The organism is Streptomyces sp. NPDC004284 (assembly GCF_042874035.1).
Lineage (GTDB): Bacteria > Actinomycetota > Actinomycetes > Streptomycetales > Streptomycetaceae > Streptomyces.
Window position 1 is genome coordinate 164,420 of record NZ_JBIAMJ010000013.1, and the last position, 13,591, is coordinate 178,010.

Sequence of the window (13,591 nt, forward strand, 5' to 3'; positions counted from 1 at the left end):
TTGCCCGTGGCGCCCGTCGTGCGCGGACGGGCACCGCCCCGTACGCGCCGTCACCACGGGCGGAATGGCCGAATGGGCTGGGGCCGCGCCCCTTGACGGACGCCGTCGCAGTCCCCCTCGCGCCCCGCGGCGGTGCCGCTCCGACCCGGACGCACCGGGGGCCGACATCGCCCGCGACCACGGCCGACGTCCGCGGCGCGCCGACCGGCGGCCATCGTTCCGGCCGCGCGCCGGCGGCCCCCGGACCGGGCCGGACGCGCCCGGAATCCCGCTCGACGATTGGCCGGTTCTGGCAGATCCCGGACGGACCACCTCCGGTGGATTCTGTAGCTCCGTGCACTTCCGGCGAATCGTAGGAGGTACCGCATGTCCATCATGTCCACCACCCGCGCGGACGAGATCGTCACCGCCTGGCTCCAGGGCGCCGAGACGGCCTTCGGCGCCGACAACCCGGCCGGTCCGCTCTACGTGGGCGGTGCGGCCGGAGAGGCCGCGCTGACCGACGGCACCGAGGCGCTGCTCACCGGGTGCAGCAGCTGTACGGGCTCGCTGCACAGCTACTGCTGCTGACGAACCGCCGTACGGCACCGGACGCACCACCCGGGGAGCCCTCAAGGGGCTCCCCGGCCCGGCGAGGCCCGGCGAGGCCCGGCGAGGCCCGGCCATGTGCAGGCCCGGCCCCCGTGTGCGGAAACCCGACCCAGACGTCAGGAGAGGACTCAGCATGGTGGAACCGGTGGCAGCGGCCCGCGCGGCCGACGGACCGCCGCCCGAGGGATGGTTCGCGGGCCCCGTGGACGCCTTCGCGGCCCCGCTGTTCGCGGAGCTGGACGACCGGATCCCAGGGACGGCCGGGCTGGCCTCCGACGAGCGGGAAGTCCTGCGCGAGGCGACGCGCGAGGCTCTCCGCCGCACCCTCCAGCTCAGGCTCAACCGGGTGCTCCTGCTGGAGCTGCGGGCTGCCGCCCTCGCCGGCGACCTGCCCGGCACGGACCCGTCCGCGCGGTGGGACGCCTTCCTCCGGCAGGCCTCCGGGCCCGACTTCTCCGAGACCCTGCACCGGCGCTACCCGGCGCTGCGCCGACGGGCCTTCGCCTCCGGACGTCTGCTGACCGAGGGCGCCCTGGAGCTGGGTGCGCGGCTCGCCGCGGACCGGCGGGCCGTCGCCGGTCTGCTCGGGGGCGATCCCGGACCGCTGCGCGCCCTGGAGCTCGCCCGAGGGGACACCCACCACGGTGGCCGGGCGGTGGCGATGCTGGTCTTCGAGACCGCCCGCGTCATGTACAAGCCGCGACCGGTGGAGGTGGACGCCGCGCTGCGCTCCTTCGTCGCCGCCGTCCCCGGCGCCGAGGACCTGGGCGTACCGAGGGTGGTGGTACGGGACGGCTACGGCTGGGCCGAGCACCTCGATCACCGCTACTGCCGAGGCGAGGCGGAACTCGCCCGCTTCTACCGCGCCCTGGGCGGCTGGCTGGCGGTGATGCGGCTCCTCGGCGGGACCGACCTGCACGCCGAGAACCTGGTGGCCCACGGCCCGGTGCCCGCCGTCGTCGACGCCGAGGCCCTGTTCACCCCCGATGTCGAGGTTCCGCCGAGCGGGCGCGGCGACGCCGTGGACCGGGCGGCCCGGACGATCCGCAACACCGTGCTGCGCACCGGTATCCTCCCGCTGCGCACCGACGGCTACGCCCTCGCCGGCGTGGACCTCTCGGCCGCCGGTGGTCTGCCCGGTCAGCAGCCGCAGATCCGCGTCCCGGTCATCACGGACGGAGGACGGGACACCGCCCGCATGGAGATCGCCGCGGTGGACCTGCCGCCGGCCCGCAACCACCCCAGCCCCGAGCCGGTGCTGATCCGCCACTGGGACCAGGTGCTGACCGGCTTCGACGGGCTCACCGCGGCCCTGGCGGAGCTCGACGCGGAGGGTGGACTCGACGCGCTGTTGCGGGTGTTCGACGGCTGCCGGGTCCGCAGGATCCGGCGGCCCACGCAGACGTACACGGACATCGGCCGGATGCTCTGGCACCCGGCTTCGCTGCACGACCCCGACGCCGCCCTGGCCCGGGCCAGGGACATCCTCCACCGCAACGCCCTCGCCGCCCCGGGCGCGCCCCGCGAACCGGCCGTGATCGACCAGGAGGTGGCGGACCTCCTGGTCGGAGACATCCCCGCGTTCGGCGAGCGGGTGGACGGACAGCGCCTTGACGCCTTCCTCGCCGGGTGGCGGCGGGCGGACCTCACCCGTGAGCGCGACACCATCCGCAGCGCCCTGGTCGGCGCCTACCTGAACGAACGCAGGCTTCCCGACCGGGTACGGACGCCCGCCCGCGCGCCGCACGCCGAGGACCTGGACCGGCGGCGCCGCACGCTGGCGGCCGAGGCCGTGCGGACGGTCTGCGAGGCGGCCGTGCGCGGCGCCGACGCCACCGCGACCTGGATCAGTCCCGTGCTCACGGACTACGGCTGGGCCGTCCGCCCGCTGGGCGCGGACCTCTACACCGGGCAGGGCGGCGTCGCCCTCGCCCTCGCGGAGTACCGGCGGGAGCAGCGGGCCGGCCGAGCCGATCCGGTGGCCGGGGTCGAGTCCGTGCTGGCCGGCACCCTGGAGGTGTTGTCCGCCACCGAGGACACCACGCCGACCCGTCAGCTCGGCGGGTTCACCGGCATCGCCTCGCAGGTGTGGACCTGGGCCGCCCTGCACCGCCTCCTCGGCGCGCCCGGGCTGCTCGACCGCGCCCGCGCCAGGGCCGCGCTGCTGACCCCGGAGGCCATCGCCGAGGACCGCGCCCTCGACGTGCTCAGCGGCGCGGCCGGCGTGGTCGTCCCCCTGCTCGACCTCGCCGAACTCACCGGCGAGGAGCGGTGGTCGGAAGCCGCCGCGGAGGCCGGCCGGCATCTGGAGCGGACCGCGGTCGTCGACGACCGCGGAGCGCGGTGGTCCACGGTGATGTTCCCCGAGGGCATCGGCGGATTCGCCCATGGCGCCACCGGCGCCGGGTGGGCGCTCACCAGGCTCGCCCTCTCGTCCGCCGGGAGCCCGGTCGATCGGCGCCGGTGGTACGAACTCGGCACGCTGGCACACGACTTCGAGGAGTCGCTGTACGCGCCGGAGGCTGGCGCCTGGGTCGACGCGCGGATCGGAGGGGACGTCGACCATCCCACCGCGTGGTGCCACGGCAGCACGGGCATCGGCCTGGCCGCCCTCGACCTCCACCGGCGCACGGGCGATCCCCGCCACCTGGACACCGCGCTCCGCTCGGGGCCGGCCGGCCTGCGCGAGGGGTTCGGCTGGAGCCACACCCTCTGTCACGGCGACCTCGGACTCTGGGAGCTCCTGCACCACCTGCGCGGCCTGAAGGGGTACGAGGGCCCGTCCGCCGCACGGGCCGACGCAGAGTTGATCACCGGCATCGAGCAGCGCGGTCCGGTCGGTGGCCTCGCCAAGGAGGCGTTCGCACCGGGTCTGCTCCCCGGGCTGTCCGGGGTGGTGCACCACCTGCTCCGGATGCACCCCGACGCACGCCTGAGCTCGCCTCTCCTCCTGGCCCACCCGGAGGGGCCGGACACCACCTGACGCGATCTCCCGCCTCGGATGTCGAACGGCGGCGGACTCCGCGAGCGGGTGGGAGTGCCCCGCTCGCGGACCGGCCGCCGTCGACAGAGCCGTGGTCGGTCGGCGGCCTCGCCGTACCATCGGCACCATCGGCATGGAATCCTCCCGCCGCCGGCGCGGGAGGCCGAGCTCCGTACCCTGTCCGACACTCCTGCTGCTCCACCGAGGGAGGGGACCATGAAAGGGAGACGCTCGGTGGGACCGCGGCCCGTGGAGACGGGGCCGGTGGGGATGGGGCCGTGGCGGTTCGTGCTGTGGTTCGGCACGGTCAGCCTGCTCGCCGACGTCGTGTACGAGGGGGCCCGCTCGGTCACCGGGCCGCTGCTGGCGTCGCTGGGGGCCTCGGCGCTGGTCGTCGGCGTGGTCACGGGCGCCGGTGAGGCGGCGGCGCTCGGGCTGCGGCTGGTGTCGGGCCCGCTGGCGGACCGCACCCGCCGTTTCTGGGGCCTGACCATCGCCGGATACGCACTGACCGTCGCCTCCGTGCCGCTGCTGGGTGCGGCCGGGGCGCTGTGGGTGGCGTGTGCCCTCGTGATCGCCGAGAGGGTCGGCAAGGCCGTCCGCTCCCCGGCGAAGGACACCCTCCTGTCCCACGCCGCGGCGGCGACGGGACGGGGGCGGGGCTTCGCCGTGCACGAGGCGATGGACCAGGTCGGCGCACTGATCGGTCCCCTGCTCGTGGCCGGGGTGCTGGCGCTGACCGGCGGCGATTACGGTCCGGCGCTCGGCGTGCTCGCCCTGCCCGGCCTCGCGGTGCTGGGACTCCTGTACCGGCTGCGGGCCCGGGTGCCGGAGCCGGAAGCCTACGAGCGCGAGGCGGCCGCCACGGCCGTACCGGCGTCGGACCATCAGGCGGGGGACCGGCGTCTGCCGAGGGAGTTCTGGACGTACGCCGCGTTCACGGCCACCACCACGGCCGGGCTCGCCACCTTCGGCATCCTCTCCTTCCACCTGGTTCAACGGCACCTGCTGTCCGCCGCGTGGGTGCCGGTGCTGTACGCGGCGGCGATGGTCGTGGACGCCCTGGCGGCGCTGGCCACCGGATGGCTGTACGACCGCCACGGCCCCCGCGTCCTGATCGCCCTGCCGGTGCTCACGGCGGGTGTGGGGATGCTGGCGTTCACCGACACGCTGGGGATCGCGGTCGCCGGATCGCTGGTGTGGGGTGCGGCCATGGGCATCCAGGAGTCCACCCTGCGCGCCACGGTCGCGGACCTGGTGCCCAGCGGCCGGCGGGCGACCGCGTACGGCCTGTTCGCCGGCGTGGTCGGCGCCGCGAGCCTGGCCGGCGGCGTGCTGATCGGCGGCCTGTACGGCTACTCGATCCCCCTGCTGATCACCGTGGTCGTGGCCGTCCAGGTGCTCGCCGTGGTGTTGCTGATCGTCACCCGCGCCCCGCGGCGTTGATCACGCCGATGCCGCGGGGCCCGTACGCCGCGAGCCCGGCAGCCGTGCTCGTCCGTCCGGCACACGCCATCGCCCGGGCGGCCCCATCCGTGTCCCCCGTCGCGCTGACCCTGCGGCGCGCCACCGTGGCGGCGGCGGGCGGTAGCGGCCCTAGTGAGGGGGACAGGCAATCCCCGATCTGCCGGAGAACCCCATGCACCAGCGTCGCCTCGCGGCCGTCTCGCTCGCCGCCGTCACCCTGTGCACCGCGGTGTGCGGTGGCTGCTCCAGCAGCACGAAGAGCACCGGCCAGGCAAGCTCGTCCCCCGCGACCACGCAGTCCGCGACGACGTCCGTGAGCGCGTCGCCCAGCGCCTCCACCGCGGCGGGCGGAGGGGCGAGCGTCGCCGTGGCGTCCGTCGGCAAGTTCGGCGACATCCTGGTGGACTCCCAGGGTAAGACCCTCTACCTCTTCGAGAAGGACACCTCGACCACCTCCACCTGCTACGACGCCTGCGCCACGGCCTGGCCGCCCGCCCTCACCACGGGCGCACCCACCGCCGTCAACGGCGCCGACCAGGCCAAGCTGTCCACCACCGCGCGCACCGACGGCAAGACCCAGATCGTCTACAACGGCCACCCGCTGTACTACTTCGAGGGCGACCAGGCCAAGGGGGACACCAACGGCGAGGAATCCAGCGCCTTCGGCGCCAAGTGGTACGTGGTCAACCCGGCCGGCAACAAGGTCGAGGGCGACTGATCCGGTGACCGGCGACGAACGCCCGGTGCGAGGAGGGGCGCGGCGCGGGCGGGCGGTACGGGTCGTGCTCTGGGCGCTTCTGCCGGTCGCGACGGTGGTCGGCGTGTACTGGTTCGGACGCGCGCACACTCCGGCCTACACCGCCAGCCTCTTCGGCGCCCGCTTCGGCGACGCCCAGCAGCTGAAGGCCGAGCTCGGTACCGCCCTCCTCGGCCTCGCGCTGGTCCAGCTGCTGCTCGCGCTCTGGCTGTACGGCCGGCTGCCCGGCCTGGGGACGGCGCCACGGCCGGTCGGGCGGATCCACCGACTCGTCGGCCTCGCGGCCTTCCTGCTCTCCCTGCCGATCGCCCGGCACTGCCTGGTCGCCTACGGGGTGGAGCTGACCGACGCCCGCACCGCCCTGCACTCGCTGAGCGGCTGCTTCCTCTACGGCGCCTTCGTCGCCAAGGTGATCGTCGTCCGGCACCGCCGGCTGCCGGGCTGGGTCCTGCCCGTGGCCGGCGGCGCCCTGGTCCTGACGATCGCACTGCTCTGGTACTCGGCGGCCTTCTGGTACCTCAACACCTTCAACGCGCCGGGCCTCTAGCCGGCCGGGCGTCCGGATCCCGGCCGGACGCCCGGGCGGACGCCTCCTCGCGCGCCGCCAGCGGGAAGGCCTTCGTTCCGCCGGGCGTCATCCAGCCGAAGAACGCGCTGAGACGGGTCATCCGGTCGAGATCGGTGACCAGCGCGATGCGCTTCCAGGTCCGCAGACGCTCGACGCCGACCTTGAGGTCCTGCCGCACGGCGCCACTCGTCATGCCGCCGAAGTCGCGGACGACGAGCAGGAACCGCATGTCGCTGCCCTGCGCCGCGTCCATGACCGAGACGGTGGGGGAGGGCGCCGATGCCGGGTGCAGCGGCCCCCGTCGCGCCCCGCGGGCGTCCATCACCGTGCTCGAGGAGGCGACACGCGCCCACATCCGCATCCGCCCCACGGTCCGGATCGGTCGGCGTACCGCCCGGCGGGCGTTGGCCGCGGCCCCTGCGGCCGGAGCCGTGCCGACCGGTTCGGCGGCGGCATCCATGCCGACCAGGACCTCGCCTTTCGGTCCGACAGCCGCCACGGCTGATCGCATTCGGACGACGTCGCGGTCGCGCTGACGGCCGAACAGGCCGTGGGGTGCCCGCACGAGTCGCTGCTGCGCGACCTGGTGTACCGGCAGCTCGGCCTTCGCGAGACCAGCCTGCCGCAGGGCCACCGGCTGCCCGCCCGTACCCGCACGGCTACGCCGCCGCCCCGGGCGAGCCGTCGGAGGAGGTCGGCGAGGAGACCGGCTTCCACGGCCGCGCCCCGACAGGGGCCATAGCCGGGAAGCCTCGACGACGGTGCAGGGCGCGATTACGGCTGAAAGCAGCGTGGGTTGGGGTGAACCAGGAGATACGCGCTGGTAACTTACGTGAGTTGATCAAGGTCGAGGTCCCCTCCGCGGAGCCCTCGGCCCGAGCCACCCCCCCCCAGAAAAGCAAGGAACCGCATTGGCCCGCACCATCCGTACGACGGCCCTTCCGCTCGCCCTCTCCACCCTCCTGCTGTCCGCCGCCCCGGCGTTCGCCGACGCTCCGACCCCGCACCTGGACGCGGTGGAGCAGTCCCTGCGCCAGGTCTCTCCCGGCCTGGAGGGCTCCGTGTGGGAGCGCACGTCGGGGAACCGGCTGGGTGCCTCCGCCCCCGGCGCCTCCGACTGGCTGCTCCAGACCCCCGGCTGCTGGGGCGATCCCGCCTGCGCCGACCGCGCCGGCTCCCGACGCCTGCTGGAGAAGGTGCGCGAGGACATCGCGAACGCCCGGCAGAGCGTGGACATATCCACGCTGGCCCCGTTCCCCAACGGCGGCTTCCAGGACGCGATCGTGGCCGGCCTGAAGGAGGCGACGGAGAAGGGCAACCGCCTCCAGGTCCGCATCCTCGTCGGCGCCGCGCCGGTCTACCACGCCAACGTCATCCCGTTTTCCTACCGCGACGAGCTGGTGAACAAGCTCGGCTCGGCGGCCGCGAGCGTCACCCTCAACGTGGCCTCGATGACGACGTCGAAGACCGCCTTCTCCTGGAACCACTCCAAGTTGGTGGTGGTGGACGGGAACTCGGTGATCACCGGCGGCATCAACAGCTGGAAGGACGACTACCTCGACACCACCCACCCGGTGAACGACGTCGACCTCGCGCTGTCCGGCCCGGCGGCGGGCTCCGCCGGACGCTACCTCGACACGCTGTGGGACTGGACCTGTCGCAACAAGAGCAACTGGGCCAGCGTCTGGTTCGCCTCCTCCAACGGCGCGGGCTGCCTGCCCACGCTGCCCCGGCCCGCCGCCCCGCCCGCCGACGGTGACATCCCCGCCCTCGCGGTCGGCGGCCTCGGCGTCGGGATCCGGCAGAGCGACCCGTCCTCCTCGTTCCAGCCCGTCCTGCCGACGGCCACCGACACCACCTGTGGATTCGGTGTGCGCGACCACACCAACTCCGACCGCGACTACGACACGGTCAACCCGGAGGAGAGCGCCCTGCGGGCACTGGTCGCGAGCGCGACCGAGCACGTCGAGATCTCGCAGCAGGACCTGAACGCGACCTGCCCGCCGCTGCCCCGCTACGACATCCGGCTCTACGACACCCTCGCCGCGAAACTCGCCGCCGGCGTGAAGGTGCGCATCGTCGTCAGCGACCCGGCCAACCGGGGCACCATCGGCAGCGGCGGCTACTCGCAGATCAAGTCGCTGTCCGAGGTGAGCGACGCCCTGCGCGGCCGCCTCACGGCCCTGACCGGTGACGCGCCCAAGGCAAGGGCCGCGATGTGCCAGAACCTGCAGCTCGCGACCTTCCGCGCCTCGGACAAGCCGACGTGGGCGGACGGCAAGCCGTACGCCCAGCACCACAAGCTGGTCTCGGTGGACGACTCGGCCTTCTACATCGGCTCGAAGAACCTGTACCCCTCCTGGCTCCAGGACTTCGGCTACGTGATCGAAAGCCCCGCCGCCGCGCGCCAGCTGGCCGACGGGCTGCTCGCGCCGCAGTGGAAGTACTCGCAGGCGACGGCGACGTACGACTACGCGCGCGGCGTCTGCCAGGGCTGACGCCCGCCCGACCGGGCACCCCGGGTCAGCATGTCCGCTGACCCGAGGTGCCGGTCGGCGATGCGCACGGAGGCCGGTCGGACCGGGGCGCGGAGGCGATCAGGCCGACGTCGGAGGCCGCGTGGGCGTCGAGGCCGACGGGGCTCTACGGGCGTTCGAAGAACTGGAGGACGCCGCCGACGGAGAAGCACAGGGCGCCGGTGAGGGTGCCCCAGTTGGCGATGTCGATGTTGACCGGGCTGCCGGTGACCGGCCGGGTGTACGCGGCGAGGGCCGAGACCATGAACAGGACGGACCCGAGCTGGTTCACCGCGACGATCCACCAGCCGAGGCTGCGCGGGAGCAGGCGGGGCCGGCCGTGGCAGACCTCGACCAGGGCGAGGTGTCCGGAGATCAGGAACAGCACGCAGCCCACCAGGTCGGGTACCCAGATCAGCCGGTTGATCTGGTGGACGTCCAGTCCCTGGAGGAAGGAGTTCACCAGGTTGACCCCGAACACCAGGGTGCCGGTGAACAGGAGGAAGGCGCTCAGCCAGTCCACCCGCGTCGGCTCGTAGCTCCACCACCGCCAGCGGTGGGTGACCAGTGCCTGGCCGCCGACCGTGTGGCGGGGCGCGTTGATCACCTGCAGGAGCGAGGCATAGCCGCCGGTGTTGAAGAACAGGCCGCCGGCGAAGTAGATCGAGGCGATCTCGGTGGCGTCACCGGAGCCGAACTGGGCGACGCCGGCACCGGCCGCGAAGAGGGCACCGCCGATGACGAAGGCCGTCGCGGCTACGGCGTTGAGCCTGCGCAGGCGGCGGACCGCCACCTCGTCGGCACGCGCATGGCGGCGGGCCTCCGAGCCCGGCTCCCGGACGGCGAGAACTCCGCGGCGCCGAGCGAGTCGCGACTCCCAGACCGCCTCCCCGCCACCGGGCAGACGCCAGGTGACCCGGGTGGTGAACGGTCCCGCACCTTCGGCGTGTTGCTCGGCATGTCTCACGCCCCGAGGTTAGATCGCCGATCAGACCTCCTCCCGGTGCAACGCCGACCCGCTCCACACGGAGAACCGGGACCACGTCACCAGGAGCACGCCCCGTCCGTCTGAGTCGAAGACCGGCGCGCTTCCGGGCTCCGGTACCGCTCCTCCCGCTCGCCCGGTCGCTCTGCGGACTCCGCTTCGTAGTGCCGCGGTGCCATCGCGTCGGTCGTCGAGCGGGCCGACCCCCTCGGCCGCGCCCACCGCCCGTGCCCTCCCGTGCCCGGCGACGGTGGTGCGGTCGGTCGGGAGCGGTGGCGTAGCGGGTGAGGGACACGGCGACGACCGCGGGAGCGAGGTCCGGCTGGCGCAACCGTCACCCGGTGCCACGATGGAGAGGATGGGTTGCCGGATGTTTCAGGGAGGCGATCATGAGCCGGGAGTACCACTTCCATTGCGAGCACGCCGGCTGCTCGGTCACCGTGGACCTGCGGATGGGGTGGACGCGGGAACTGGAGCTCCTCGTGGACGGGAAGCAGGTCGCCGCCGCCCGCGCCCATGGCCACCATGCGCAGACGACGGTGATGACCACGATCCTGCCCACCAGCCCCCCTCGCGGCATCGAGGTCGAGGTGACGCTCCCCGGCGTTCGCGGCGGTGATCCGGAAAGCACCCTGCTCGCGGGTGGCGAACGCAGGCCCATACCCGCCCGGGAGGTGCCCCGACGGGCGCGGCCCTCGGAGGCCGACTGGTACTCCTGACCGCGCCGGGGCGCCTGGCACGGCGCGTGCTCGGCCAGGCCGAAGCCGCCGTCCGGGGGCGGACGGGTCGGCGTGCGGGTCCTGGACGGGCGGGGCCTGTTCTCCGGCGAACACTCGGCGGAACCAGTTCCGCCCCACGAGCCCCCGCGGCCCGGCGAGCGCGCCTGGACCTCGTCCCTGTGCCGCGATGCCGATCGGAGATTCCTACCGGCATCGCGCCCCTCGTGCCGGTGAAACGGAACGGACGGCCCTCCGTCGGCCCCTCACCCGAGGCGGCGACCCCATCGCCGGACCGCTGTTCCAGGCCTCGGAACCCCGGCGAGCGCTCCGGGGGCCGCCTCGCTTCCGGCGGCCGCCGCGTGCAACGCCCGCAAGGCGATCAGGAGCACACCGATGTCGTCGAGGTAGACCGGGTCGGGGAGCAGGTCGATCGGTGAGATGGTATAGACCACCGCTGCCCAGAAGAGGGCCTTGGACCGCAGCGGGAGACCGGCGTCGAGCAGTAGTCTCCGGGCCCGGAAGACGCGGATCAGCAGCACGGCCGCGAATCCCGCCACGACGAGCACGAGAGTCACGGCCGCGATGAGCCAGAGGGAGCTGTCCATGCTGTTCTCCTGCCCGGTATCGGTCCAGGCCGCGCCGGTCGTCCGCGGCCTTTACGAGACTACGACGCCGGGCCCGCTGCTCGGCTCGTCGGCCGTTCCCGCGTCGGCGCCTCCAGCGGCCTCCAGCCGCACGGCGCCCCGCCGGGGGACTGGCGCGGTCACTGCTCGTCGGCGGGCGGCGGCTCAGCGGTACCGGGGCTGGGCTCGTCGGGCGGGGGCGCCCACTGCGCTCCGGTGCGCAGGCGGAAGGCGGCGACCGCGGCCTCCACGGTCGGGAAGAAGTGCCGGGGGTCGATGGTGCGGGTGAGCTCGTACCGTTCGATCTTGCGACGCACGGGGTCCTTGAGCTCGGCGAACACGAGGTGCACGCCGTCCGCGTTGAGCGTCTCGTCGAGCTCTTCGAGGACGTCGGCGGCGGTGGTGTCCACGTCGGTCATGGGCTCCGCCGCGATCACGATCCAGCTCGGCCGCGGGTCCGCCTCGGCCAGGCGCCTGATGTCGTCGCGGAAGGCCTTGGCGTTGGCGAAGAGGAGCGGTGCGTCGAACCGGTAGACGACCAGGCCCGGCAGCTGCCGGGCCCGCGGGTACGAGCGGATGTCGTGGTAGCCCTCCAGTCCCTCCACCAGCCCCAGCACGGTGTGGTACGGCCACCAGACGCGGCGGAAGACGTTCAGCACGGACAGGGCGACGGCGATGCCGATCCCGGGCAGCACACCGAGCAGGGCCACACCGAGGAACGCCGCGCAGCACAGCAGGAAGTCCGTCCGGCGCTGCCGCCAGAGCCGTACGGCCCCCGGGATGTCGGCCAGGGACAGCGAGGCGGTGATGACGATGGCGGCAAGGGCCGGTTGGGGGAGATTGCGGAACAGGCCCGGAGCCAGCACGAGCATGAGGACGATGAGTACCGCTCCGACGACCCCGGTGAGCTGGCTCTTGGCCCCCGCGCGCTCCGCGACCGCCGTACGGGAACCGCTCGTGCTGACCGGGAAGCCCTGGAAGAGACCGGCCGCCAGGTTGGCCGCACCGATGGCCGCCATCTCCTGGTTGCCGCGGACCTCCTGTCCCGTTCGAGCCGCGAAGGCCGACGCGTTGGAGATCGTGTCCGCCAGGGACACCAGGGCGATGCCCAGCGCACCGCCGAGCAGCGGCGACAGGTCGGCGAGCCGTACGTCGGGGATCGTGAACGGAGGAAAGCCCTCGGGCAGTTCTCCGACCAGGCCGACGCCGTGCCCGCCCAGGTCGAAGACCGTGGCCGCGGCGATCGCCAGGACCACCATCACGAGCACGGCGGGGACCTTCGGCAGCAGGCGTTGCAGGACCAGGATCAAGACGATCCCGCCGCAGCCGACCGCTGCGGCGGCCGGCACCGCCGCCCCGTCGGCGAGGCCCCGCACGAAGCCGACGCACTCGCCGATCAGGTCGTCCGCCTCGACCTTGAAGCCGAGCAGCTTGGGCAGCTGACCGATCAGAATGGTCAGGGCCAGACCGTTCATGTAGCCGATCATCGTCGGTTTGGAGATCAGGTCGGCGATGAAGCCCAGCTTCGCCACCGAGGCCAGGATCATCACGGCCGCCACCATGAGCGCGAGGACCGACGCCAGGGCGACAGCCCGGCCGGGGTCCCCGTCGGCCGCCACCAGGGGCAGCACGGTGGCCGCGATCATCGGCCCCAGCGAGGAATCGGGGCCCAGCACCAGGATCCGGGACGGCCCGCACACCGCGTAACCGAGCAGGCAGAGAATCGTCGTGTACAGGCCGGTGATGGGCGGCAGCCCCGCCAGCTCGGCGTACGCCATTCCCTGCGGCACCAGCAGCGTGGTCAGGACGACTCCCGCCACCAGGTCCTTGACCAGCCACTCGCGTCGGTACGACGACACGGCACGCACCCCGGGAACAGCACGCAACCGACGGAGAGGCCTGCGGCTCTTGTGGTGGATGGTCACAGACCGTCCTTCCGATCAGTGCCCCCTTTCCCGGTCCTGTCCGGCCGGGACCACGGGGAGCCGGAGTGCGCGCACGGCAGAGGCCCGCATGTGAACGGTGAGGCCCGTGCGAGGGCGGTGAACCGTTGAGACCACACCTGTCTCTCGTCCGGCGCGCCGGGAGCGCGAGGGCCACCGGCAGCGCCCGGCCGAACTGCCGCGCATCGGAATCCGTCGTCCCGAGGAAGCGGCGGAAGCCGTCCCTCTGGATCGTCACCGGCACCCGCGAGCACCAGCCGGGCCGGCGCCACCCGGTTCATCCGCCCGCTGCCGACGGTGGACATGGCCGGCACCGTGTCCGTCCCGCTGCGGCCCGCGGCCCGCCGATTCCCGCCGTGGCCGGTACGGGCCGAGTGAGCACCGACTCGCGCGGCTGTGGCCCGCGCGGCATCGACGGTCGAACGCAAGATTGATCGAG

Annotated in this window: 11 protein-coding genes; 7 read left to right on the forward strand and 4 right to left on the reverse strand. The window is 73.5% G+C overall.

Annotation, left to right across the window (positions count from 1 at the left end; genetic code table 11):
* Positions 1-366: 366 nt before the first annotated feature.
* The 5 genes from ACFYUS_RS28540 (at position 367) to ACFYUS_RS28560 (ending at position 6,345) form a co-directional block, all read left to right on the forward strand.
* Positions 367-570, forward strand: a complete 204-nt coding sequence (locus ACFYUS_RS28540) for a DUF6229 family protein (RefSeq protein WP_086827200.1) — start codon at positions 367-369, stop codon at positions 568-570.
* A 154-nt stretch (positions 571-724) separates the two neighbouring features.
* Positions 725-3,574: a type 2 lanthipeptide synthetase LanM family protein gene (locus ACFYUS_RS28545; protein ID WP_388858067.1), complete on the forward strand. Its 2,850-nt coding sequence runs from the start codon at positions 725-727 to the stop codon at positions 3,572-3,574.
* Positions 3,575-3,808: 234 nt separating this feature from the next.
* A complete protein-coding gene (locus tag ACFYUS_RS28550; RefSeq protein ID WP_388858070.1) occupies positions 3,809-5,020 on the forward strand; it encodes an MFS transporter in 1,212 nt (403 codons plus the stop codon).
* Between the two features lie 193 nt (positions 5,021-5,213).
* Complete coding sequence (locus tag ACFYUS_RS28555) at positions 5,214-5,759, forward strand: hypothetical protein (protein WP_388858073.1); 546 nt, start codon at positions 5,214-5,216, stop codon at positions 5,757-5,759.
* A 64-nt stretch (positions 5,760-5,823) separates the two neighbouring features.
* The gene (locus ACFYUS_RS28560) at positions 5,824-6,345 is read left to right on the forward strand and encodes a DUF6529 family protein (RefSeq protein WP_388858076.1); all 522 of its coding nucleotides are present in this window, start codon (positions 5,824-5,826) and stop codon (positions 6,343-6,345) included.
* Here ACFYUS_RS28560 and ACFYUS_RS28565 read toward each other — a convergent pair.
* Entirely contained in the window at positions 6,326-6,826 is a 501-nt protein-coding gene (locus tag ACFYUS_RS28565) for an STAS/SEC14 domain-containing protein (protein ID WP_388858079.1), read from the reverse strand. The two genes, ACFYUS_RS28560 and ACFYUS_RS28565, sit on opposite strands and share 20 nt — an antisense overlap.
* Before the next feature lie 451 nt (positions 6,827-7,277).
* Here ACFYUS_RS28565 and ACFYUS_RS28570 point away from each other — a divergent pair, with 451 nt between their 5' ends.
* Positions 7,278-8,864 carry a phospholipase D-like domain-containing protein gene (locus ACFYUS_RS28570; protein ID WP_388858082.1) on the forward strand — a complete coding sequence of 529 codons (1,587 nt, stop codon included), beginning with the start codon at positions 7,278-7,280 and terminating at the stop codon, positions 8,862-8,864.
* Between the two features lie 145 nt (positions 8,865-9,009).
* Here the strand turns inward: ACFYUS_RS28570 and ACFYUS_RS28575 are convergent, their stop codons facing one another.
* Complete coding sequence (locus ACFYUS_RS28575) at positions 9,010-9,849, reverse strand: hypothetical protein (protein ID WP_388858085.1); 840 nt, start codon at positions 9,847-9,849, stop codon at positions 9,010-9,012.
* Positions 9,850-10,256: 407 nt separating this feature from the next.
* On the opposite strand from ACFYUS_RS28575, the gene ACFYUS_RS28580 reads away from it, so the two are divergent.
* A complete protein-coding gene (locus ACFYUS_RS28580; protein WP_388858088.1) occupies positions 10,257-10,586 on the forward strand; it encodes a hypothetical protein in 330 nt (109 codons plus the stop codon).
* 263 nt (positions 10,587-10,849) lie between these two features.
* On the opposite strand, the gene ACFYUS_RS28585 is transcribed toward ACFYUS_RS28580, so the two are convergent.
* Together ACFYUS_RS28585 and ACFYUS_RS28590 are read right to left on the reverse strand one after the other, a co-directional pair.
* Complete coding sequence (locus ACFYUS_RS28585) at positions 10,850-11,191, reverse strand: YkvA family protein (RefSeq protein WP_388858091.1); 342 nt, start codon at positions 11,189-11,191, stop codon at positions 10,850-10,852.
* A 158-nt stretch (positions 11,192-11,349) separates the two neighbouring features.
* The gene (locus ACFYUS_RS28590) at positions 11,350-13,134 is read right to left on the reverse strand and encodes a SulP family inorganic anion transporter (RefSeq protein WP_388858094.1); all 1,785 of its coding nucleotides are present in this window, start codon (positions 13,132-13,134) and stop codon (positions 11,350-11,352) included.
* Positions 13,135-13,591 lie beyond the last annotated feature (457 nt).

Bases quoted from the DNA above. Each gene is read 5' to 3' on its own strand.
- ACFYUS_RS28540 (WP_086827200.1), top strand. From the start codon at position 367: ATGTCCATCATGTCCACCACCCGCGCGGACGAGATCGTCACCGCCTGG.
- ACFYUS_RS28545 (WP_388858067.1), top strand. From the start codon at position 725: ATGGTGGAACCGGTGGCAGCGGCCCGCGCGGCCGACGGACCGCCGCCC.
- ACFYUS_RS28555 (WP_388858073.1), top strand. From the start codon at position 5,214: ATGCACCAGCGTCGCCTCGCGGCCGTCTCGCTCGCCGCCGTCACCCTG.
- ACFYUS_RS28565 (WP_388858079.1), bottom strand. From the start codon at position 6,826: ATGGATGCCGCCGCCGAACCGGTCGGCACGGCTCCGGCCGCAGGGGCC.
- ACFYUS_RS28580 (WP_388858088.1), top strand. From the start codon at position 10,257: ATGAGCCGGGAGTACCACTTCCATTGCGAGCACGCCGGCTGCTCGGTC.
- ACFYUS_RS28585 (WP_388858091.1), bottom strand. From the start codon at position 11,191: ATGGACAGCTCCCTCTGGCTCATCGCGGCCGTGACTCTCGTGCTCGTC.